Consider the following 22,645-nt stretch of genomic DNA (forward strand, 5'->3'; position numbering starts at 1 on the left):
CGCTCCTGCGTACTGACTGCCACCCTCCAACCGCTGACCAGCAACCACCAAATCAGTCCGCAACCACTTCTTCCGCGTCCGCCGTAACTGTCGGCTCCTGAATCCAGAGGTCGCCAAATAACTCATCCTGATCGAGTACGACGCGGCCGCGGTGGGCCAAAAAGAGCAACGCAAGGTAGGTCATCACGCGCGAACCACCTTCGTTGTCGATCTCGGCGTACAGCACCTCGTCGCGTCCGTTCTCGTAGTGTTCCTCGAGTACGGCCTCGACGTCGTCGATCACCGTCTCGATATCCTCCTCGTGGGTCGTATGTGTCACGTCGTCGCTCGTCGGCTCGTCATCGACCCGGAAGTCGTCGCCCGAGTGGTAGCTCAGCTCCTGCATCCCGCGGTCGTAGCCCCGCGGCGAGTCGCTCGTATCGTAGCTGCGAGACTCCTTCCACCAGGTGCCACGCTCTGCGCTGCGGAGTTCCCGAACCAGTTCGTCGAGCGTCTCCGGCTTTCCGCGGACGTGCTTGCGCTCGAGTCGACGCTCCATCTCGGCTTCGAGCCCCTCGACAGGGTCGAACCCGGGTGCGCCGTCCTCGTCGGGCGCGCCGCCACCGCCGCCCATCGGCCCCTCGTCTGCGAACGGCGCTTCCCACGGCGGCAGCTCCTCCTCTTCGGGTTCGTCCGTGGCGAACAACTCGTCACTCTTCATCCGAAGCAAGACGCTCGCGTAGAACAGTGCCCGGCCGGAAGTTCGCAGGTCGGCGTCATCGAGCGCCGACAGGAACTTGTCCGTCACCCGGACGACATCGATGTCCCAGGGGTCGATTTCGCCGTCTTCGGCGAGCTGAACGAGGAGTTCGACGGGTTCGACCTCGTCTTCATCCCCATCATCTCCGTCGTCAATCCCCTCCTCCATCGCAGATGAGGGTTCAGACGACGATGCGGACTCGGCGAACTCGAGTACCGTTCCCTCGTCGTCCTGGTTGTCGTCGGACGTTCCCGGAGGTTCTCGGTCTTCGTGGCCGGCGATCTGGAGGGGGATGTCGTCGCCGCCGTCGGTGCGGAGTTCCCCGCTCGATTGTTCGGAGTCGCGTAGCGACTCCCTGCTCGCGGCGTCGCCGCTCGCACTTTTGGAGGGCCCCTGCGTCGCCGTTGGCTCCTCGGGCCCCTCACCCTGCTCGCGGGTCGCTTCGCTCCCCGTCTGCTCGCGGGCCGATGGCCCGCTCGCATGGTTCGAGGGGCGCTCTGCGTCCCTCGTTACTCGCATATTCGAGGAACGGAGTTCCTCGCTCTCTCGCGGGTCGCTTCGCTCCCCGCTCGGTTTTTGGGAGGACCCCTGCGTCACCTTCGGTTCCTCGGGCCCCTCCCTAGTCATCAGCCGGCACCCCCTCACTCAAATCGATCCCCGTCACGGCACTCACGTTGTCGTCCTGCATCGTCACCCCGATCGCGCGCTGGGAGCGATCGAGCATCGCCGAGCGGTGTGAGACGACGACGAACTGGGCCTGCTCGGCCAGTTCCTCGACCATCTCGCCGATCCGCTCGGCGTTGACCGCGTCGAGGAAGGCGTCGACCTCGTCCAACGCGTAGAACGGTGCCGGATTGTGTCGCTGGATCGCGAAAATGAACGCCAGCGCGGTCAGGGACTTCTCGCCACCGGACATCGCATCCAGGCGCTGAATCGGTTTGTCGCCCGGCTGTGCCTTCATCGTCAGCCCGCCCTCGAACGGGTCGTCCTCGTCTTCGAGGTGAAGCGTGCCGGTCCCCTCCGAAAGCTGCTCGAAAATCTCCGTGAAGTGCGAGGAGATCGCCGTGTAGGCGTCCATAAACGTCTGTTTCTTCTGGGTCTCGTACTGCTCGATCCGGTCGCGAATGCCCTCCGCCTCCTCGACAAGTGTCGCGCGACCCTCCTCGAGTTCGTCCAGATCGCTGCGGACCTCGTCGTACTCGTCGATCGCGAGCATGTTGACCGGCTCCATCGCCTCCATGTCGGCCTGCAAGAGCTCGATCATCTCGAGGACGGTCTCGTGATCGGGCACGTCCTCGGGGTCGTAGTCGCCGACCTCCGCTTCGAGGCTCTCGATCTCCCACTCGAGACTGGTGACGCGCTCGCGTTTGTCCTCGAGTTTGCTCTCGACGGCGTTGACGCGATCCTGTTGCTGGTCACGGTTCGTACGCGCCTCGGAGAGTTCCTCCTTGAGGTCGCTGCGTTCGCCCTTCAACTCGGTGAGTTCCGCCTCGAGCTCCTCGACGGCCTCGTGTTTCGCCTCGAGTGTCTCGCGCTTCTCGGCGATTGCGTCCTCGTGCTCCGAAATCCGGTCTTCGTGCTCGGCCTTCCGGTTCTGGGCCGTTTCGATGTCGTCGTGGAGGTCTTCGATTGCATCTTCTGCGTACTCCTTCTCGAGTCCGAGTTCGTTGAGCTTCCCGTCGAGCTCCGCGATTGTGTCCTCGCGGTCGTCGATCTCACCCTCGAGTTCCTCGATCTCGGCGGTGAGTTCCGGAATCTTCGAATCTGCGAGCTCGGTTTCGAGCTCGTCGATGTCGGCCTCGATGGCCTCGATCTCCTGTGTTTTCTCGTCAATCTCGGCGGCGATTTCGTTCATCCGCTCGTCGACCGACTCGCGTTCCTCGCGGAGTTCCTCGAGTTCGTGCTCGAGCGTCTCGATCTCGTCCTCGATCGAGTCTCGTTTCTCGTCGAGGGACTCGAGTTCGCTCTCGATCGAGCGCACCTCGTCTGCGGCGTCGGTCTTGCGGTCGCGGGCGTCGTCGAGACGCTCTTCGACGCTGCGCAGGTCCTCGCGGAGGGAGTCGCGCTCTTCTTGCAGATCCGTGATCTGCTTGGCGACGCGCTCGAGTTGGCCTTCGCCGCCGCCGGTGAACGAGTAGCGCGAGCCCTTTCGGGAGCCGCCGGTCATCGCGCCGCTCTTTTCGACCAGGTCGCCGTCGAGGGTGACCATCCGGTAGTCACCCATGTACGACCGGGCAGTTTCGATGTCCTCCACGACGAGGGTGTCACCGAGGACGTACGAGAAGACGCCGGCGAACTGGTCGTCGAAGTCGACCAGGTTGTACGCGAAGTCGACGACGCCCGGATCGGTCGGCGCGTTCGGGAGCCGACGCTGGCTCATGTCCGTCAGCGGCAGGAAGGTCGCCCGACCCGCGTTTCTGGACTTCAGGTGCTCGATACACTGCTGGCCGACCACGTCGTCAACGACGACGACGTTCGCGAGCCGACCGCCGGCGGCCGTCTCACAGGCCACAGCGTACTCGCCGGAGACGTTTCCGAGCTGGGCTACCGCCCCGTGGACGCCATTGATCCCCGAATTCAGGATCGTCGTCACCGCGCGACCGAACGAGGAGTCGCCGCTCTCGCCCGCGTTGGCCTCGAGTTCGGCGTACTCCTGCTGTTTGGCCTGGATTTTGTCATCCAGTTCGTCCATCTCGGACTGCGTGCGACGCTTCTCAGCCTTGAGATCGTCGACGACCTCCGAGATGTTCGCGCGATTCTTCTCGGCCTTCTCGAGTTCCCGCTCGAGATCGCTGCGTCTGTTCTCGAGTTCCGGCAGTTCCTCGCGTCGTTCCTCGATCGTGGTCTCTTTCTCGCTGATCGCGTTCGAGCGGCGACGAGCCTCGTCGAGCAGGCGGTCTTGCTCGCGCTGGCGGTCGTTCTTCTCGGTTTTTGCCTCCTCGAGGTCGCTCTTTCGGTCCGCGAGATCAGCCTTGAGCTCGTCGAACTCGGTGTCGACGGCGTCGATTTCGGCCTCGAGTTCGTCGCGCTTCGTCTTTCGCTCCTGGATTTCGGTTTTGATCGAGGCCTTCTCGAGTTTGTGCTCGCGCATTTCGTCCTCGAGTTCCTCGATGGTCTCTTGCTTGCGGTCGATCTGGACGAACGCCTCGCGTCGCGTGGATTCGGCGTCTTCGATCTGTTCCTCGCTGGCTTCGATCTTGTCCTCGAGCCGGGAAATCTCGCCTTTGATCTCCTCGATTTCGCTCTTGATCCGGAGCTGTTCGTCCTCGCCCTTGCGCTCGATTTCGGCGTTGAGGTCCTCTAAGTCCTCCTGCAGCCGGACGACTTTCCCCTGGCGCTCGTCGAGTTCACGCTGCAGGTCTTCGAGATCGGACTCGAGGTCGTCGACAGAATCTTCAGCCGACTCGAGTTCGGCGCGCTTCTCTTCGAGTTCGCTGGCCTTCTTGTAGCCCTCGTACTCCTCCTTCTCGCGGCGGAGCCGTCGGTAGCGCATGGCCTGGCGGCGCTCGTCTGCGAGCTGGTCGAGACGGTCGCGTTTCTCCTCGATGCGCAGTTCGGCCTCGTCGATGCGCTCCTCGACGACCTCGAGTTCCTCGAAGGCGTCCTCCTTCTTCGCGTCGAACTCGGCGACGCCGGCGATTTCGTCGATGATTTGCCGGCGTGCGTGGGGCGTCATGTTGATGATTTCGGTCACGTCGCCCTGCATGACGACGTTGTACCCCTCTGGGGTGACGCCGGCCTGTGCGAGCAGATCCTGAATGTCGGAGAGATTGACCGCGCGGTCGTTCAGGTAGTAGTAGGAGTAGTAGTTGTCCTCTGTTTCCTTGACGCGGCGACGGATCCGGATTTCGTCGACGTCGCCGACATCCTCGCTACCCGCGGCGTTGACGACCTGCGAGCGGGAGAGCGTCTCGTCGGAGTTGTCGAGGATGACCTCGACGATGGCCTCGCGTGGCCCGGCAGAGTCCGAGCCGTCCTCGTGGCCGGGGTTGTAGATGAGATCAGTGAGTTTCTCCGCGCGGATGCCGCGGGTCCGTGCCAGTCCGAGCGCGAAGAGGACGGCGTCGATGATGTTCGACTTGCCCGAGCCGTTCGGCCCGGTGACGACCGTAAAATCCTCGTAGAACGGAATCTTCGTTTTTCGACCGAAGCTCTTGAACTTGTCCAGAACGACTGCCTTGATATACATTTGTTGTCCGAGCCCTCCGTGCCGTCGGGACTCGCAATCGGGGACTACCGTGTGGGTTGGGAGACGAGTATGCGGACGAGTCGGCCGGCGAGCGGCCGCCGTTCGTCACCGTTCCCCGCTTGCGAGACGCCGTACGCCGTGCAGTTATGCGACAATAATATCGTCGCTACCTGAGTCTTCCGCTTCGTCACCGGACTGGGCGTCCTCCGCGGCGTCGGTGTCGGCGTCTGCCGTCGCCTCTTCGACCTCTTCGGGTGCGGCTTCCGGGGTTCCCTCGATGTCGGTCGTTCCCGTCTCGTTCTGGCGGCGCTCGGGAACGCGCGTCGGCGTCTCCGTATCGAGTTCGGCCTCGAGAACGCGAATTCGCTCTTTGGCTTCGATGAGTTCGTCGGTCAGTCCCTCTACGGTCGACTCGAGTTCGGCGACCGTCGATTCGAGCTGCTCGACGCGATTGTTCGACATACCATCTAGGCCCGTTGCCTGACACATAAACGTACGTCAGACACATATTCACGGCTTGGCATATTGTGGGCTGTCACCCGCCGTCATCGCCGTCAGAACGACTCGTCGTCGATATCGTCCAACACGGAAAGCGCCCCCTGCAGAATCTTCCGTTCACTCCGGCGTAGATTCATCGAGACCGCCGTCTTCGAGATGTCGAAGTGGTCGGCAAGTTCGCCGAGCGTCGTCTCGCGCGGGGTCTCGTAGTACCCGTTCTGTGACGCGATCCGGAACGTCTCGCGTTCAGTCTCGGTCAGTGACCGACAGCCCTCGAGCAATCGCATCGCACTACTCGAGTTATCGAGAAGATCGAACAGTGCCGTCGGCCCGAACTGGTCTCGGTCCTCGACGTTGAACTCGTTGTGTCGCTCGAGTTCGGCGAGCGTGTGGTCTTCGTCCTCGTCACTGTCGAATCCGACGCGCCAGTGTTCGCGGCCGTTTTCGATCTGGAACGGACCGGTGATGTAGCCGCCGTTTCGCTGGATCGTCCGCATCGCGTTCGTCTCTTCGATGGTCGTGCCGATCTGGGCGACGTTCCCCCGCTTCGAGAGGACGTAACAGTCGGTCATGTTCGAATGATCGCGGAGCGTGTGCAATCCGTTCTCGAGTGCACCCACCGAATCCGCTCTCGCGATGAGTCGCGTCTCGAGTTTTTCGTCGTCGGTGTCGAGTTGCCACTGGACGGCCGAGAAGGCGATATCGACGTCATCGGTCGTGTCGATGAACGGGCAATCGTACTGCCGCATGTCGATATCGAGATCGATCATTGCTAGGTACACACAACCAAACGAGTGTATTAATAGTTATTACAATATATCCACACATCCATTGTTGGGATAAACCAGCCGTGTGTTCTGTTGATATGTTAACGCCTGTGTTTAGCGTTATCTAGGCGTAGTTGTATCGTATACGGCTATGTCACAGCAACAGGTCACGCCACCGTCGGTAACGCGTTCGAACATCCATACGATCGACGACGAATCGTTCACTGGACGGAACGTCTGTCTCGTTACCGGAGCGGGCTCTGGAATCGGTCGTGCAACCGCACTCGCTGCTGCCGGGAATGGGTTGACAGTCGCGGCGACAGACATCGATGAGGACGCACTCGCAGAAACGGTCGCCCGACGCAACGAACTCGATCTGCAGGGAGATATCGAGCCAATCGTCGGTGACCTCACGGTCGACGACGACATCGAACGAATCGTCGAGACGGCCGCAACCCACGGTGACATCAAGTACCTCGCGAACGTCGCCGGAATGCAACATATCGATGCGATCGAGGACTTTCCGATGGATGCCTACGACCGCATGCATCGGGTGATGCTTCGAGCACCGCTGTATCTCTCGAAACTGTGCCTTCCTCACTTCCGTAACACCGCGAGCGGCGGTGGCTGTGTGGGGAACATGGCATCGGTCCACGGCCACTACGTCACGAGCGACAAGGTTGGGTACAACATCTCGAAATTCGGACTGCGCGGCCTCACGCAGTCGATCGCTGCCGAAGGTGCGGGAGACGTTCGCTCGTTCTCGATCAGCACCGGGTACGTCCAGACGCCGCTCGTGATGGACCAACTCGAGGACACGGCCGAGCAGCGGGGCATCTCGGCCGACGAGGTAATTCAGGACGTGATGCTCGGCCAATCCCGCGTCACGGAGATGATGACCCCGATCGACGTCGGCAATCTCTTTCTGCTCGGCTTTTCGAAACTTGGCCGGCATCTGGACGGCGGCGACCTGTTGTTTGATGGGGGCATGACGCTAACGTACGAGTGAGAGTCACGATCACCATGACAGCGAACACGAGCCTCGACGACGTCGACGAAATCGTCCACGAACCCAGCCAGGAGTTCGTCGACGAGACGAACGTCGCCGAGTTCATGCAGACTTACGGGATCGGAGGGTACGAGGAGCTGATCGAGCGGACGACGACCGATATTGCAGGAGAGCCAGACAGCGGCGTCGACTGGTTCTGGGACGAGATCGTCGACTACCTGGATATCGAGTTCTACGAAGCGTACGACACCGTTCGAGACGACAGCGGGACCCAACGCGCCGCAGAAAACGCGGCCGGTGAAACCGTGAGCCGCGGCGGGCCGCAGTTCACCGACTGGTACCCGGGCGGTGAACTCAACGTGGCACACAACGTGGTCGATCGCCACGCCGCTGTCGACGAGGAGCGCCGAAACAAGGTCGCGACCATCTGGGAAGGCGAGGACGGCAACGTGCGGGAGGTTACGTACCACGAACTCCGCCGCCAGTCGAACCAGGTCGCGAACGCCCTGGAACAGCGCGGCATCGAGACCGGCGATACGGTCGGGCTCTACATGCCGATGGTGCCGGAGGTCGTCTCGATCCTCTACGGCTGTTTCAAGGTCGGTGCGATCGCGGTCCCGATCTTCTCGGGCTTCGGCGTCGACGCCGCGGCGACCCGCATCGCGGATTCGGAGTGCTCCGTTCTCTTCACGGGTGACGGCTTCTACCGCCGCGGCGATCCGGTTTACCTCAAGGGCGCAGCAGACGACGCCATCGAGGAGGCGGGCTACGTCGAGGACACCATCGTCTTCGACCGCCTCGGTGCGAGCGACGACACCGGTGAGCACGAGATTCCGTGGGACGACGAGCGCGACCAGTGGTGGGCCGACGCCGTCGAAACGCGGTCCGACGACTACGAGACGAAATCGGTTCCCTCGAGTCAGGAGTCCATGCTGCTGTACTCCTCGGGCACCACCGGCAAGCCGAAGGGTATCGTTCACACCCACGCTGGCGTGCAGGTGCAGTGTGCCAAGGAGGTTTACTTCGGGATGGATCTCAAGCCGGCAGACCGGTTCTTCTGGGTCTCGGACATCGGCTGGATGATGGGGCCGTGGACCCTCATCGGGACTCACACCTTCGGCGGTACTGTCTTCATGTACGAGGGCGCGCCGGACCACCCCGAACCGGACCGCTTCTGGGAGATGATCGACCGGCACAAGCTCACCCAGTTCGGCATCTCGCCGACCGCAATCCGCGCACTGCGAAAGCACGGAGATGGGTGGCTCGAGGGTCACGACCTCTCCTCGCTTCGCATCCTCGGTTCGACGGGCGAGCCCTGGGACCCCGAGTCCTGGCGCTGGTTCTACGAGAACGTCGGCGGTGGAAAGTGTCCGATCATCAATATTTCCGGCGGCACCGAAATCTGTGGCTGCTTCCTGATGCCGATGCCCACGGAACCCCTGAAGCCCTGCACGCTCGGCGGGCCGGGGATCGGAATGGATATCGACATCGTCGACTCGTCGGGCGAGTCCGTCACAGACGACCACGAACGCGGCTTCCTCGTCGCCCGCGACTCCTGCCCCTCCATGACCAAGTCGCTCTGGTCGGGCGACGAGCGCTACCTGAACGAGTACTGGTCGACGTTCGAGGACCCGCCCATGTGGGACCACGGCGACTGGGCCCAGCAAGACGAGGACGGCTTCTGGTTCCTCCACGGCCGCGCCGACGACGCGCTGAACGTTGCCGGCCGCAAGGTCGGCCCCGCCGAAGTCGAGGGCGCGCTCATCGACCACGACGCGGTCAACCAGGCCGCCGCCATCGGCGCGCCGGACGACACCACCGGCACCGCGGTCGTCACCTACGTCATCCTCGAGGACAGCGTCGACGAGACCGACGACCTCCGCGAAGAGCTCCGGGGACAGGTCGGCGAGGAACTCGGTAAGCCGTTCCGTCCGCGCGAAATCCTGTTCGTCGACGAGTTCCCGAAGACCCAGTCGGGCAAGATCATTCGCCGCGCCATCGAGGCGACCTACACCGGCGAGGATCTGGGTGACATGAGCAGCATCGAGAATCCCGGCGCACTCGAGGAACTCGAGTCCGCTCGCTAATCAGCGAGGATCGTACTCGCCCGCTACTCACCGAGAATCATACCCGTTCGCTACTCACCGAGAATCATACCCGTTCGCTACTCACCGAGGGTCGTACGGGTTCGTCGGCGTTGTGAGCCGGGCAATCTCGTCGATCCGGTCGAAATCATCGTCAAACGCGTACAGGTACTCGAGTTCGTTCGATTCCAGATACGCGACGAGACAGGAGTCGACGAACGAGAGTGCGTCGTCGGTTCGGAAGACAGATTTGGCGGTCGCTCGCTCGTCCGGCCGGAGCGTGTCGATGTGGAACCGCGCGTTTTCTTCGACCCGGTCGAGAAAATCGACGGCTGCATCGTGACCAGCGTGTGTCGTGAGTCCGTTGAGTGTCTCGGCGAGCACGTAGTCGAGAACCACGGCTTCCGGGAGGGACTGGTCGTCGATTCCCTGAAGAATCGGCAATGCCTCTTCGTAGCTCGCATCTCGACGATAACTCGCAGCGAATAATACCGATGTGTCAACGACGGCGCGTGGCATTTACTCGAGTCCCCACGCGTCGTGATCGGCTGCCGCATCCGTTTTCTCGTTACCGTCATAGCCTGCGAAGTCGGCGAACGAGCCACCTTCACGGTGGACGACCTCGACTCGGACCGTTCCATCGTCCTCGACGCTCCATCGAAGCTGATCCCCGTCGTCGATATCGAGTTGGCGACGGATCTGGGCGGGAATGTTCGCCTGGTTTCCGGAGACTTTGCTCTCCGCATCGACTCGATCCGTACTCATAGGTATCACAAGTCGATGCAGGAACAAATATAGTGTGGTGGTACACTACCGGGGCGAGCGCGTCCCGTTACGCTTTACCCCCACCGGGCCGAATCGTGGCTCAATGACTGCCCAGACCGTCCAGCAGGGCGACCTCGTAACCGTCATCGGGCTCGAGGTCCACGTCCAGCTGGAAACCGACACGAAGATCTTCTGTGGCTGCTCGACGGACCAGACCGACGAACCGAACGAGAACGTCTGCCCCGTCTGTCTCGGCCTCCCCGGCGCGCTGCCGGTGCTGAACGAGGGTGCCGTCGAAGCCGCCGTCAAAATCGGCAAAGCCATCGACGCCGACATCCCCGAAGAGACCCGCTTCCACCGGAAGAATTACTACTACCCCGACCTGCCCAAGAACTTCCAGATCACGCAGTACGACGAACCGATCTGTGCCGACGGCGACCTCGAAATCTCCGTCGAGGGCGAGCGCCGGACCGTAACCATCGAACGGGCACACTTAGAAGAGGATCCCGGCAGCCTCCAGCACGTCGGCGGCGGTGGCGGCATCGACTCCGCCGACTACACGCTCGTCAACTACAACCGCGCCGGCACGCCTCTCATGGAAGTCGTCACCGCTCCCGACTTCCGCAGCCCCGGCGAGGTCCGCGCCTTCTTGGCTGAACTCGAGGAGGTACTCGAGTACCTCGGTGTCTTCGACGCGGAACGTGACGGGAGCCTTCGGATCGACGCGAACCTCTCGATCATTCCGGAAGACGAAATCGAGAGCGACGATGTGACGGAGATCGGCGAGGAGGCGCTGGCGGCGGCGAACCGCACCGAGGTCAAGAACATCTCGAGTCACAAGGGTGCGGAGAAGGCGCTGGCCTACGAGGAGACGCGCCAGAAGAACGCGATTCAGCGCGGCCGCGCTGTCGAGCAGGAGACGCGCCACTGGGACGAGTCCCGCGGGATCACGGTCTCGATGCGCTCGAAGGAGGAAGAGAAGGACTACCGGTATTTCGAGGAGGCAGATCTGCCGCCGCTGCGGGTCTCCCACTGGAAGGACGAGATTTCGATTCCGGAACTTCCCTCGGCCCGCCGCGAGCGCTTCCAGGACGAATACAGTCTGAGTGAGGAGGCTGCTTCGAAGCTCACCTCGACAAAGCAGGTCGCAGACTTCTACGAGGACATCGCGAGCGAGTTCGACCCGGATCTGGCCGCGACGTGGGTTGCGGACAACCTGCTCGGCGAGCTCAACTACCGTGACATGGAGATTACGGGGATCGAGAGCCGTCTCGACGAGGTCACCCGACTCGTCGAACTCGTCGCGACGGACGAGATCACGGCGAAGAACGCCCGCGAAACCGTGCTGCGCTCGATGCTGGACGACGGGCGCACGCCGGACGAGGTCGTCGCCGAAGAAGGACTCGGCAAGACGGGCGAGGACGAGGTGCAGCAGGCGGTCGTCGAAGCGATCGACGAGAACCCCGACGCGGTCGCGGACTACGAGTCGGGCGACGACGGCGCGATCAACTTCCTCGTCGGCCAGGTGATGCAAAAGACCGGCGGCAGTGCAGATCCGGGTGACGTGAACCAGCTGCTGCGAGCCGAACTCGAGGACTGAGGCGGCCCCTCTGCGGAACGGCCGACCAGCAACACCCGACACCCGTTTTCACCCCCGCCCGCTGCTGTTCCGATACCCTGTGAGTTATTAGCGCTCGACGGATCCCTGTCGGTATGGACCGCATTTCGCTGGGTAACGACGAGTTCGAAGGACACAACAACGCCTACGTGCTCGCAGACCCCGACAGCGACGCGCTCGCGCTCGTCGACACCGGAATCGCGACCCCGGATATCCGCTCGGACTTCGCGGACGGCCTCGCTGAACGCGGCTACGACTTCAGTGACGTCGACGACATCGTGCTCACGCACTTCCACGTCGATCACGCCGGCCTCGCCGGCGAGATTCAGGCCGAAAGCGGCGCGACGGTCTACGTCCACGAGGCCGACGCCCCGATGGTCGAACAAGAGCCCGACGCGCTCGCGGACCTCGACGAGCGCCGGCGTGCATACCTCGACGAGTGGGGCGTCCCCGCAGCGTCGCAGGACGAACTGCTCATCTTCCTCGACGCCTCGTCCGAAATCGAGGGCGAGCCTGCAGACGTGACGACGATCGAAGACGGCGACGTACTCGAGGTCGGCGGCCGAACGCTCGAAGTCGTCCACACCCCGGGCCACGCAGCGGGCCTCTGTTGCTACGAAATCCGGGACGGGCCCGAAACAGCCCACGCGGACGCCGTCGACGACGGTGCCGAGGCGTTCGTCGGCGACGCCATCCTGCCGGTGTACACGCCGAACGTGGGCGGTGCGGACGTTCGCGTCGAACGCCCGCTCCAGCAGTATCTCACGGCGCTTCGTCGACTCGCCGACCGCGACTACGACCGTGTCTGGCCCGGCCACCGCGATCCGATCGAGGAGCCGACCGATCGTGCGCTGACCATCGCCGAGCACCACCGCGAGCGCACCGAGAACGTCCTCGACGTGCTCAGCGAGCACGGGCCGGCAGATGCCTGGACCGTCAGCGCTCACCTGTTCGGTGACCTCGAAGGCATCCACATCGTCCACGGTCCCGGCGAGGCCTACGCCCATCTGGACCACCTGCGCCACGAGGGTGTCGTCGAGTTCGATGACGGCGAGTACCAACTCATCGACGGTGCTGACATCGAGATCGAGCACGTCGTGACGGCCGACGACTAAGCAGCACTCAGCACTCGACCCGGGAGTCGAACGCCGCTGTCCTCAAATTCCGTCCTGAAATGCAGCGACGGCGTCTCGGAACGCATCCGGGATCCGAATCGGTTCTTCAGTTTCGAGATCGACGCCGACGTGAGTGACTGTTCCGTCTGCGAGGATTGGCTCATCTGCTCCGTCCGCCTCGTCACCCGCATCCTCCTCAGTACCACCTCCTGCCACTGCGTCACCACTCACAGCGTCGTCCGACTCGAGTTCCGCACGCTCACGCCTGCCCTCGTCTCGCCCTACCCGTCGTACGCGGTACTCGAAGGTGACACTCGAGTTGCCCAGTTCGACAACGCGGGCCTCGTTCACCAGTCGGTCGCCAAACTGTGCACCCTCGCGATAGTTGAGTTCGGCGTTGACGACGTGGATCTGCCAGCCGTCGGCGACCATCTGGTCGTAGCCGTACTCGAGGTCCCGGAGGTACGCCGAGATGGCCTCGTCCTGGAAGGTGAAGTACTCGCCGTAGAAGACGATGCCCTGGAGGTCGGTTTCGGCGAAGCGAACGCGGTTCTCGAAGACGGGTTGGAAGGTCCCGTTCGGTGTGTTTGGTGAGTCTGTTGTGTCTGTTGTGTCTAGCGAGTCCGGTGTGTCTTGGTCACCCATGACAGAGTGAGCAGTCGGAACGAGTAAAGGCGTACTGGCTCCGGCAGACAGGGAAGCAGTGGCTGGGAATGCCGGCCGTAGTGCTACCCGTACGGCTGCTGTGGTGAAGGTATGGTCAGACTGTCGACGATCCTAATTCTCGTCGGTATCGTGCTCCTTATCGCACCGGTACCGCCGATCGGCGTCACACTGGGACCGATTGCGATCGTACTAGGGATTCTCTTGCGAGTGTTGACGGATCTATGATGGATGGTAGAAAAACGGGTTGGACGTCGCCCATGCGCTGATCTGCTATCCGAACGGCGAATCGATGTCTGCCGAGTGTGAAAGTGAAAGCCACGTCGCTTTCCGCGTGTCGGGCGGAGGGTGCAGTATGCCAACATACGATCGGCGGACGATACTCGGCGGGGCAGCGATCGCGGTCTCGCTTGGCGCAATCGGTGGCGTTGCCGGTGTCGGTGCGCAGGACGACGATGAGGAGCGCGAAGACGAGGACAGTGCCGGCGAGCCGGAGTTCGACGAGTGGTTCGAGGATGTCGACGAAGCGGTCGACGAGACGGGGGAGGACGAGGTCGAAATTGCCGTCGGAGCGGGTGACGATGGCCGTCGATTCGACCCCGAAGCGGTTCGTATCTCCGAAGGAACGACGGTCGTCTGGGAGTGGACCGACGACGGAGGGTCACACGATGTCGTCCACGATCCCGATGCAGAAGCGGAGGTACTCGAGAACGGCGGCGATACCGATGACGATGACGACGATGATGACAACGGCGTCGACGAAGACGATGACCTGGAACCCGAATTCGAAACCGACCTCAGTGAGGAAGAAGGTCACACGTTCGAACACGAGTTCGACGAAGCGGGGACCTACCTCTACGTTTGTACGGCACACGAACCCGACGGAATGCGGGGTATGATCATCGTCGATGAGGATGAAGACGAAGACGAAGATGAGGATATGAACGAAACTGAAGGTGAAGATGAAGATGAAACCGGCGACAACGACGGGTGAGATGTCAGCGACGATGCGGACGAAAACGGGGCAACTACCAGCCACAACGACGAGGGCAGGCAGACCTCCGTTTCGGCGTGTGACCGGGTAGACACCAGTCGCCTGACTGGATGAATACCGGGTGAGACACGAGATCAGACACTGCCGATCATATCGAGTCCCCTCGTTAGGTCGAGCGTTTATTTCCTGGCCGTCCAATGAGGAGGTAGTCAGATGCAGTCGACTCCTCGAGTACTCGTCGTCGGCGGTGGCCTCGCTGGACTCGTCGCTGCCCGTCACCTCGCGGGCGGTGGCGTCACCGTGTCGCTGCTCGAACGGCGCGACACGGTCGGTGGCCGGGTCCGGACGATCGAGCGCGATGGCTTTCGCTTCGACCGCGGCTTTCAGGTACTGTTTACCGCCTATCCCGCGGTACAGCGAGAACTCGATCTCGAGGCGCTCGACCTGCGAGCGTTCGCGCCGGGGGCGACGATCGCTCGGCCGGGCCATCGCTCGACACTGGCTGATCCGCTCCGAGAGCCGCGCGCGGCCCTCAGTACGCTGTTCAATCGCGACATCACGGCCGGTGACAAGCGCCGTGTGCTCTCGCTGTGGCGAGACCTTCGCGGACGCGAACGCGACCCTGACACGGTGTTCGCGGCCGACCGGGGCGAGGACATGACGATCGACCAATTCCTTCGCGACCGCGGGTTTTCGGATCGGTTTCGCGAGCGGTTCGTGGCTCCCTTCTACGGTGGAATCACTCTGGACCGATCGCTCTCGACGTCGAGCCGCGTCTTCGAATACACCTTCGCGGCGCTCGCATCCGGTTCGATTGCCGTCCCCGCTGCGGGCATGGGTGCTATTCCGGCACAACTCGCAGATCGCGCCAGAGCGGTCGGTGCGACGATCGAAACTGGATGCGAGGTTGAGGCGATTGAGTATCGACAGCGCGACGAGGCAGTCACCGTCTCGCTCGAGGACGGTGATGATGACAATAACGGCGATGGCGGCAACTACGACAGCGACGATAGCGACGACAACCACGACGGCAGAACAACCAACCGTACCGCCGACGCCGTCATTGTAGCGGCCGACCCGCCGACAGCCCAGTCACTCACTGGCGTGTCGGCAATCCCAACCGAGGGCCGAGCGTCTACAACCCAGTACTATCGGCTCCCTGGTCGAACCACGCTGGACACCAGTCGGCGACTGCTGTTGAACGCCAGCGACGACGGCCCCGTCCACGTCGTTCCCCACGGCGAGGTCGCACCCGAGTACGCACCGCCCGACGAGACGCTACTGAGCGCGACGTACCTCGGCCACCGCGAGGAGAGCGAGCAGGAACTCGCGGATCGAACGCAGGCGGTACTCGAGTCCTGGTTCCCAGAGCGAGCCGTCGGTGAACTCGAACCGGTACACACCGACCGTATCGAATTCGCGCAGTTCGCCCAGCCGCCGGGTGTGTACGAGCGGTTGCCGGACGTGGGCGATCCTGAAGGGCCAGTGTATCTCGCCGGCGACTACACGCGCTGGTCGTCGATTCAGGGGGCGATAGAGAGCGGGCAGCAGGCGGCGCGGGCGGTGCTCGAGGACCTGTCGAGATAATCGGTGGTGACGGCTTCACAGCCGTAGGTTGAGCGCCCCTTCTGATTATCCGCGCGCTGCTCGGTATCAGGGGAGGGGCTGTCCCCACGTGGGGCCCGAGCGTTGCCAGGGCGTGGATCCAGATCGGACATCGTTCAGGATTCGTGCCACTGCTCGAGGGTGCCATCGTCGCGGAGCTCGACGACGAGCGTTGCCTCCTCGAGTGAGATTGTGACGTTGGCCCCGCCGTCCTCGAGTAGATCGACATCGCTCAGGTTCACCAGCGAATTCGAACCGAGGTGGGTCGCTGGCGGCGCGAGGTCGTGAGCGGCGTACAACGCGCGGACAGCTGGATGTGAAACGAGCAGTTCGGGAACTGGCAGCGGGTAGGACATCCAACACTCCTCACAGGCTGCTGTCGCGTAGACGGTGTCATACTGAAGAATGAATTCGGGAACCGCCTCGTACGGTAGAGAGAGGGTGGCTGGACCCCAGCAGTACGGACAGACGCCACGACGAAGCGACTCGACGTGGGCTGCGTGTCGCTGGAGTACGAGATCGACCACCGTCTCGAGTGAGTGGTGGGCGGCAGCTATCGGCGGGACGGGATAGCCCATCGCAACGCCGTGGTCGGAACAGGAAAGTGTCAGCATGTGGTCGTGGTGACGGGCGAGCAGCGACTGGTCGCAGTGAGGGCAGGACGCGTCAATAGTGGTCTCGCGAGTCGTCGTCTCGTCGTACGTGCCAGCGCGGATCGCAGTTACGACCTCGAGTGCAGCGATCGTCGGCCGGTACTGTTCGCGTTCCTTGACGACGAACTGGTCCTGTAGCTTTCCGAGGTGGTAGCTGAATCGGCTCGTGTCGTCGACGCCGACCTGCTCACAGAGTGCAGTAAAGGAGAGCCACCCGGACGACCACGCCTCATCGTAGTGGTCGGCCAGTTCGAACAGAATCTCGAGTCGCGTCTCGTCACCGAGGGCCGCGTACGCATCGTTGGGGACGGAATACTCCGGAGACACGACTCGCGTATCGTCTCCTGTCCGAATAGTTGTTGCGAACCTGTCAACCACTCAACTTAAGTGTCATACAGATAACAATTATTGCGTCAGGTTCCAACGACTCGGTATGGCTGAGACAACCCAACAACGTGGTGGTACCGACACTTCAACTGACCGCTCCGGACGCACTCGGGCACTGGCCGTCGTCGCAGCGCTTAGTCTTGCAGCAGTGCTCGCCAACACCGCAGTCAGCGTCCTCACTGTGCGGATGGGCGACTTCGGCAACGAGAGCCTGGCCTTTGCACGAAATCTGCTTGCAATCCAGTTGTCGTTTCTCGTTGTCGGCGTCGGCTACCTGTGGTACCGACCGGGAATGACGGTACCGGTTCGGTGGCCGACTCGAGCCGAATTGGCTCTGGCCGGTGGCGGTCTTGTGGCCGGACTGATCGCCGTGGCGCTCTCGTTTGCCAGTACCGATGTAGTGGTGCCCGCTTTCGAGTTGTGGCCCGATTTCACGGCATATTCGGGGTACGGTGGCGCGTCGGTGTCGGCGTTGGTCCTCGGTGCGGTGCTCTCATTGCTCGTCGTCGGTCCCGTCGAGGAGTTCCTCTTTCGGGGTGTGATTCAGGGGCGGCTTCGTGCGGTATTCGGACCGGGCGTGGCCATCGGCCTCGCGAGTTTCATTTTCGCGTTCTTTCACTTCTATCCGATTCTCCTGCTCGAGGCACCCACTGCGGTCATTGCCCACATGACCGTTTACTACTCCGTAATGGGGGCGATCTTCGGCGTGGTCTACGAACGGACGGGAACGCTCGTCGTCCCGGCGCTGGTCCACGGCGCGTTCAATGCCGTGCTGTTTCTCAGCGCGGTGCCGTTTGCGTAGGCGACAGCATAAAGTCGGGACTCACGGAGGCGACAGTAGCCGTCGACACTGACGGTGCTACAACAGCCGCCGACACTCCCCGAGCGGCGGAAACCACAGCGACTCCCCAGCGCCGTCGTCCCAGACGATCGGGTGGAAGGCGTCCGCATCCGTCACGAGCGGCGACTGAAAGTCACGGGCGCGCATCCCGTTCACCGTCGCCCCGCCTGCAAGTTCGGTAAACGCCGGTAGCATCAGCACGTCTGCCCCATCGTAGGCCGCTGGTCCGAACAAAAAGCACGGCTTCTTTCGGCCCTCGATCGACAGCGCCGGGTGATCGTGGCCGACGACGTACAGGTCTGCATCGTGGTCCGGTTCCTCGTGTCCGTGGCAGACGGCAATTGCGGTGGTCTCGAGTTCGCGTTTGTGTTCGTCTTCGTGCTCGAGTTCCCACACTGGCCGCGTCTCACCCTCGAACACCGACGACAGCATCGAGTCGTGATTCCCCGGCGTTACGATCAGTGACGCCTCCGCCGACTCGACGGTGGACTCGAGTACCCCCAGTGACTCGGCGACACCCTGAGGAACATAGTTGAACGCGTGTAGGAGGTCGCCAGCGACGACGACGGTCGTTGCGCCGGTGTGTTCGAGGAGCGCAGTGAGTCGTGACTGGATGCTCTCGGCAGCGTCAATAGGTGCGTCGACGGCGGACGACCGGCCGCGACCGAGATGGAGGTCGGCGATGACGAGGGTCTCGGCGGTAGGGACGAAGGCGGCACGCGAGCGAACGGCGAACGGGGGTTCGCTGTCGGGAGCAGGTGGGGGTGTCACGGTGGGTGTCGGCGTCAGTGCGAATGCGGGGTGCTAGAGCGCTCGGGTACTCGAGTGCTGGGGGTGAGTGGGGTCAGTAGTTTCGTTGGTTTCGTCGGTTTTGTCGGTCTCGTCGATCTCGTCGGTTTCCTCGGTTACGTTCGTTGATCTCGCTGATCTTGCCGACTCCGCTTTGTGTACTGCCCTTACTGATCGAGCGCACTTGGGGCGTTCGCCGGTCGATGCTCCTCGACGTCGAGCGCCTCGAAGAGATCGTACTCGTTGCCTGTCAGAACGAAGAGCACGTCCTCCAGCGGCGCGAGGATTTCTGGGACGAGCTTGACGACGAGGTAGGTGATTCCGATGAGTGCGACGACCGACAGCGACTGGGCGATGTAGTTGTGCGCGACGAGGAACGAGACCCGGTTGGCCTCAGCGCCCATGTAGGTCGTCAGCAACGAGACGAGCCAGTCTTGCTGGAACCAGCCCCACGGCGAGGCCAGGCCGATGAAGACGTTCCGGAGGAGGTTGAGGAACCAGATGACGCCGATCGCCATCACGAACGCCGGAACCTTCCGCTTGAGCGGGGCTTTGACCGAGGCGATCAGGCCGCCGAAAATCGCCATGCTTCCGATTCCGGTACAGGCGAGGATGATGTACGTCGTTCGCCCGGTTACCGTCTCCTCAGGGTCGAAGTCGAACCGGCTCTGATAGCCGTTCGCGCCCTCGTTGATACCGGGGCTGTGGCCGAGTAGTTCCATGCCGTAGTGTGTTTGAGCCGCCGTCGTTTCGATCAGCCACGTTCGGGCAACAGGAATCGTTTCGACGGGCAGGTAGATCACTCCCATGAGCGCGACGGCTTTCGAGAGCAAGAGGAGCGACTGCCGGCCGGTGTAGAGCAGGTAGGCGACGTAGGTACACAGCGGGAGGGCAACGATCGTCAGAATCGTCTGCAGCGGGCTCTGCATCTCGTAGTAGTAGTACGGGAACATCGCGAGCCAGAAGACGCCAAAGACGACCCACGCGGCCGCGGCGAGTTTACGCGCTCCGTCGACGGCACCGTTCCACTGGAGGACGACCGCGGCGAGGAACGCGCCGATTGCGAGCCACGCGAGCACGTCAGTCAGCGGCGAGTCGATGAGCGTCGACGCAATCGCGGGTCCGGACACGGCGCCCGACGCGAACGCGAACACGGACGAAACCGCAGCGTCGCCTGCGAACTCGAGACCGGCAACCGATACCCCGTCGGCTCCGGCTGGTGCGGGCGGCATAGGTAAGCGAATCCGAAGGACTCTCTCGCTATCAACTTGACGCCTCGCGAGCGATGTGTCTGTTCGGTACCACTATCTCGCCCCGGTCATTCAATCCCGACATCAGGTACCTACGATATCGCTACGGATATTCGACACCGGTATCTGGCACCACTGGACCTCGGTTGTGGCTGTTCCCATCGAGTCAGACGTATCGAAGCCGTTTTCCCCAGTGCGCCGTTTTGAGACAGTATGAACGGCGGTAGCGACATGACCCTGGCGTTCGAACTCGAGGCGCTCAAGAAGTTCGCCTCGCCGGAGAGTGTCTTCGAGGACGCACGCGGCTGGACCGAGTACATCGGCGTGGTCTCCGAGAAGCCGACCTACGTCGTGACGAACTTCACTCGAAAGAACCGCATCCGACAGGACTTCTTCTCGGGCCCGCGCGGGAAAGCCGAGAGCCTCGAGGGCGTCAAAGACCAGTTCGACACCGAACGCTACGTCTACATCGGCGTCGACGAGGAGGACGAACAGCTGGCCGAGGACGTCGACTGGGAGTACCTCCCCTTAGACGATGCCGCAGAGGCAGCGGACTGGATTCTCGCGACGAGCGTCGAAGAGGAAGAAGACGACACTGAACCGGTTCGAGACGACTGGCCCTGACGCGGTTTCCGAGTTCAGATTTCCGAATTTGGGTTTCCGATTCGGACCGATATAGACCGATCCGTGTGAGAACGGTCTCGTTGTGTCGGTCACTGTTGGTTTTGCTTGACTATCGATATCGAGACCGACCAGTCACACCCGGTTAGTGACTGTTGGCAGTATCACTGAGTTTTCGGGGGAGGCCATACTTATCCCAGCTGGTACAGAGATGAGTGTATGGAACCCCGTACTAAAGAACAGAGCGAGACAGGAATAACGGAGCGCGACGATGCCAGCAATTGAACTTACCGGCCTGACAAAGCACTTTGACGATGTCGTCGCTGTCGACGGGCTTGACCTCACCGTCGAAGAGGGCGAAATATTTGGCTTTCTAGGGCCGAACGGTGCGGGCAAGTCGACGACGATCGACATCCTACTCGATTTCATCCGACCGACCGACGGGACGGCGACCGTGCTGGGCCACGACGCCCAGACGGCTGGGCAGGCCGTCCGCAGCCGAACCGGTGTTCTTCCGGACGGCTATCACGTTTATGACCGACTCACCGGGCGACAGCACGTCGAATTCGCCGTGAAAATGAAAGGTGTTGACGACAATCCGGCGACGCTGCTCGAGCGAGTCCGTATCGCTGACGCGGCCGACCGGAAGGCGGGCGGCTACTCGAAGGGGATGCGCCAGCGGCTCGTCCTGGCGATGGCGCTGGTCGGTGATCCCGATCTGCTGATCCTCGACGAACCGTCGACTGGACTGGACCCGAACGGGGCCCGAGAGATGCGTGAGATCATTCGCGAGGAGAACGACCGCGGCACGACGGTGTTCTTCTCGAGTCACGTCATGGAACAGGTCGAGGCGGTCTGCGATCGTGTCGCGATCATCAACCGGGGACGGCTCGTCGCTGTCGACACCATCGACGGCCTCCGGGATTCGACGGAGGTCGGCGAGACACTCACCGTCTACGTTTCCGAACTCGACGAGGGGGTTCTCGAGCGCGTTCGGGAACTCGAGGGCGTCGGTGACGCGTCGACCGACGACGGCCGGCTACGAGTGACCGTCGACGGCGACTCGAAGTTCGCCGTTCTGCACGCGATCGACCAGGAAGCGGGAGTGCAGGACTTCTCGGTTACCGAATCGTCGTTGGAGGATCTGTTCGTCCGGTACACGTCGGAAGACCAGGAGGTCGAGGCATGACCTGGCTCATCGTCGCGACGAAGGATTTCCGCGACGCCGTGCAGTCGCGGGCGCTGTGGGCGATCGTCTCCGTCTTTGTCGTGCTCTCGATGGTCTCTACGTACGCGTACGTCGAGGTCCCCGAGCTGTTCGGTTCACCGGCAGGGGCTACGTTCGGCGGCCTGCTCTTCTTTACCGTCGGACTCGTCGGACTGTTCGTTCCACTGGCGGCGATCGTCGTCTGCTACAAATCTCTCGCCGGCGAGCGCGAACTCGGGAGCATCAAACTCTTGCTCTCCCTCCCGACCACTCGCGGCCGGGTCTTCGCCGGGAAAGTCGTCGGACGCGCTGGCGTCCTCGCGTTTGGGCTTGGCGTCGGACTCGTCGTCGGACTCGGATTCGGCGCCGTACTGCTCGGCGAGATCGACGCCGTCGCCCTCGCGGTGTTCGTCCTCGTTACACTGTCGTTTGCGGCCGTCTACGCGGCCATCGTGGTAAGTGTCTCGGCGATGACAGGATCGACATCGCGGGCGACGACGCTAGCGCTTGGCTTCTTCGTTGTGTTCGAACTGCTGTGGGACGTGGTCCCAATGGGGCTCGTCTACGTCGTTAACGGGTTCTCGTTCCCGTCGACGCTACCGGACTGGACGTTCACCGTCACGCAACTCTCGCCGTCGTCCGCGTATCTCTCGTCGATCGTCGCGCTGTTGCCCGACCTCGCGGAGACGGCCGGCGCTGAACCGGCCCAGACCGGCGCTGGCGTCGAGGTGACGGGTGCGGAAACTGAGCCTCTCTATGCGAGTCCGGAAATCGGGATCGTGATCCTCGCCCTGTGGCTGCTCGTTCCACTCGCTGTCGGCTACGCCCGGTTCGTCGCAGCCGATCTGTGA

At 62.5% G+C, this 22,645-nt stretch carries 20 protein-coding genes; 10 read left to right on the forward strand and 10 right to left on the reverse strand.

Annotated elements, in window-relative coordinates:
* Positions 1-52 precede the first annotated feature (52 nt).
* The 4 genes from BBD46_RS15995 to BBD46_RS16010 form a co-directional block, all read right to left on the reverse strand.
* The gene (locus BBD46_RS15995; RefSeq protein ID WP_084777783.1) at positions 53-1,366 is read right to left on the reverse strand and encodes a segregation and condensation protein A; all 1,314 of its coding nucleotides are present in this window, start codon (positions 1,364-1,366) and stop codon (positions 53-55) included.
* Complete coding sequence (gene smc / locus BBD46_RS16000) at positions 1,359-4,928, reverse strand: chromosome segregation protein SMC (RefSeq protein ID WP_071402686.1); 3,570 nt, start codon at positions 4,926-4,928, stop codon at positions 1,359-1,361. The genes BBD46_RS15995 and smc overlap by 8 nt, the downstream gene beginning before the upstream one ends.
* 144 nt (positions 4,929-5,072) lie before the next feature.
* Positions 5,073-5,390: a DUF7518 family protein gene (locus tag BBD46_RS16005; RefSeq protein ID WP_071402687.1), complete on the reverse strand. Its 318-nt coding sequence runs from the start codon at positions 5,388-5,390 to the stop codon at positions 5,073-5,075.
* A gap of 92 nt (positions 5,391-5,482) precedes the next feature.
* A complete protein-coding gene (locus tag BBD46_RS16010; RefSeq protein ID WP_071402688.1) occupies positions 5,483-6,196 on the reverse strand; it encodes a helix-turn-helix domain-containing protein in 714 nt (237 codons plus the stop codon).
* 148 nt (positions 6,197-6,344) lie between these two features.
* Between BBD46_RS16010 and BBD46_RS16015 the strand changes: the two genes are divergently transcribed.
* The gene (locus tag BBD46_RS16015) at positions 6,345-7,202 is read left to right on the forward strand and encodes an SDR family NAD(P)-dependent oxidoreductase (RefSeq protein ID WP_071402689.1); all 858 of its coding nucleotides are present in this window, start codon (positions 6,345-6,347) and stop codon (positions 7,200-7,202) included.
* 14 nt (positions 7,203-7,216) lie between these two features.
* Positions 7,217-9,289, forward strand: coding sequence for an AMP-binding protein (locus BBD46_RS16020; RefSeq protein WP_071402722.1), 2,073 nt, complete (start codon positions 7,217-7,219; stop codon positions 9,287-9,289).
* 81 nt (positions 9,290-9,370) lie between these two features.
* Here the strand turns inward: BBD46_RS16020 and BBD46_RS16025 are convergent, their stop codons facing one another.
* Both BBD46_RS16025 and BBD46_RS16030 read right to left on the reverse strand, forming a co-directional pair.
* Positions 9,371-9,805: a PIN domain-containing protein gene (locus BBD46_RS16025; RefSeq protein WP_071402690.1), complete on the reverse strand. Its 435-nt coding sequence runs from the start codon at positions 9,803-9,805 to the stop codon at positions 9,371-9,373.
* A complete protein-coding gene (locus BBD46_RS16030) occupies positions 9,806-10,051 on the reverse strand; it encodes an AbrB/MazE/SpoVT family DNA-binding domain-containing protein (RefSeq protein WP_071402691.1) in 246 nt (81 codons plus the stop codon).
* A 103-nt stretch (positions 10,052-10,154) separates the two neighbouring features.
* Here BBD46_RS16030 and gatB point away from each other — a divergent pair, with 103 nt between their 5' ends.
* Positions 10,155-11,651, forward strand: a complete 1,497-nt coding sequence (gene gatB, locus BBD46_RS16035) for an Asp-tRNA(Asn)/Glu-tRNA(Gln) amidotransferase subunit GatB (protein WP_071402692.1) — start codon at positions 10,155-10,157, stop codon at positions 11,649-11,651.
* A gap of 113 nt (positions 11,652-11,764) precedes the next feature.
* A complete protein-coding gene (locus tag BBD46_RS16040) occupies positions 11,765-12,784 on the forward strand; it encodes an MBL fold metallo-hydrolase (protein ID WP_071402693.1) in 1,020 nt (339 codons plus the stop codon).
* Between the two features lie 42 nt (positions 12,785-12,826).
* Here the strand turns inward: BBD46_RS16040 and BBD46_RS16045 are convergent, their stop codons facing one another.
* On the reverse strand, positions 12,827-13,429 hold the full coding sequence (locus BBD46_RS16045) for an acyl-CoA thioesterase (protein WP_071402694.1): 603 nt from the start codon (positions 13,427-13,429) through the stop codon (positions 12,827-12,829).
* 373 nt (positions 13,430-13,802) lie between these two features.
* Here BBD46_RS16045 and BBD46_RS16055 point away from each other — a divergent pair, with 373 nt between their 5' ends.
* Both BBD46_RS16055 and BBD46_RS16060 read left to right on the forward strand, forming a co-directional pair.
* Entirely contained in the window at positions 13,803-14,441 is a 639-nt protein-coding gene (locus tag BBD46_RS16055) for a plastocyanin/azurin family copper-binding protein (RefSeq protein ID WP_071402696.1), read from the forward strand.
* Between the two features lie 213 nt (positions 14,442-14,654).
* Positions 14,655-16,028: an NAD(P)/FAD-dependent oxidoreductase gene (locus BBD46_RS16060; RefSeq protein ID WP_071402697.1), complete on the forward strand. Its 1,374-nt coding sequence runs from the start codon at positions 14,655-14,657 to the stop codon at positions 16,026-16,028.
* Positions 16,029-16,162: 134 nt separating this feature from the next.
* Here BBD46_RS16060 and BBD46_RS16065 read toward each other — a convergent pair whose 3' ends face one another.
* Complete coding sequence (locus BBD46_RS16065; RefSeq protein WP_071402698.1) at positions 16,163-17,026, reverse strand: winged helix-turn-helix domain-containing protein; 864 nt, start codon at positions 17,024-17,026, stop codon at positions 16,163-16,165.
* A gap of 106 nt (positions 17,027-17,132) precedes the next feature.
* Here BBD46_RS16065 and BBD46_RS16070 point away from each other — a divergent pair, with 106 nt between their 5' ends.
* Positions 17,133-17,888 carry a CPBP family intramembrane glutamic endopeptidase gene (locus BBD46_RS16070; RefSeq protein ID WP_071402699.1) on the forward strand — a complete coding sequence of 252 codons (756 nt, stop codon included), beginning with the start codon at positions 17,133-17,135 and terminating at the stop codon, positions 17,886-17,888.
* A gap of 57 nt (positions 17,889-17,945) precedes the next feature.
* Here BBD46_RS16070 and BBD46_RS16075 read toward each other — a convergent pair whose 3' ends face one another.
* The gene (locus BBD46_RS16075; protein ID WP_071402700.1) at positions 17,946-18,698 is read right to left on the reverse strand and encodes a metallophosphoesterase; all 753 of its coding nucleotides are present in this window, start codon (positions 18,696-18,698) and stop codon (positions 17,946-17,948) included.
* A 185-nt stretch (positions 18,699-18,883) separates the two neighbouring features.
* Positions 18,884-19,948: an archaeosortase A gene (gene artA, locus BBD46_RS16080; protein ID WP_071402701.1), complete on the reverse strand. Its 1,065-nt coding sequence runs from the start codon at positions 19,946-19,948 to the stop codon at positions 18,884-18,886.
* Positions 19,949-20,179: 231 nt separating this feature from the next.
* On the opposite strand from artA, the gene BBD46_RS16085 reads away from it, so the two are divergent.
* From BBD46_RS16085 to BBD46_RS16095, 3 genes are all read left to right on the forward strand, one after another.
* Positions 20,180-20,590 carry a DUF7124 domain-containing protein gene (locus BBD46_RS16085; protein WP_071402702.1) on the forward strand — a complete coding sequence of 137 codons (411 nt, stop codon included), beginning with the start codon at positions 20,180-20,182 and terminating at the stop codon, positions 20,588-20,590.
* 268 nt (positions 20,591-20,858) lie between these two features.
* Complete coding sequence (locus BBD46_RS16090) at positions 20,859-21,776, forward strand: ABC transporter ATP-binding protein (RefSeq protein WP_071402703.1); 918 nt, start codon at positions 20,859-20,861, stop codon at positions 21,774-21,776.
* Positions 21,773-22,645, forward strand: coding sequence for an ABC transporter permease subunit (locus BBD46_RS16095; RefSeq protein ID WP_071402704.1), 873 nt, complete (start codon positions 21,773-21,775; stop codon positions 22,643-22,645). Before BBD46_RS16090 ends, BBD46_RS16095 begins: the two co-directional genes overlap by 4 nt.

This window comes from Natrialba sp. SSL1, from assembly GCF_001861355.1.
GTDB lineage: Archaea > Halobacteriota > Halobacteria > Halobacteriales > Natrialbaceae > Natrialba.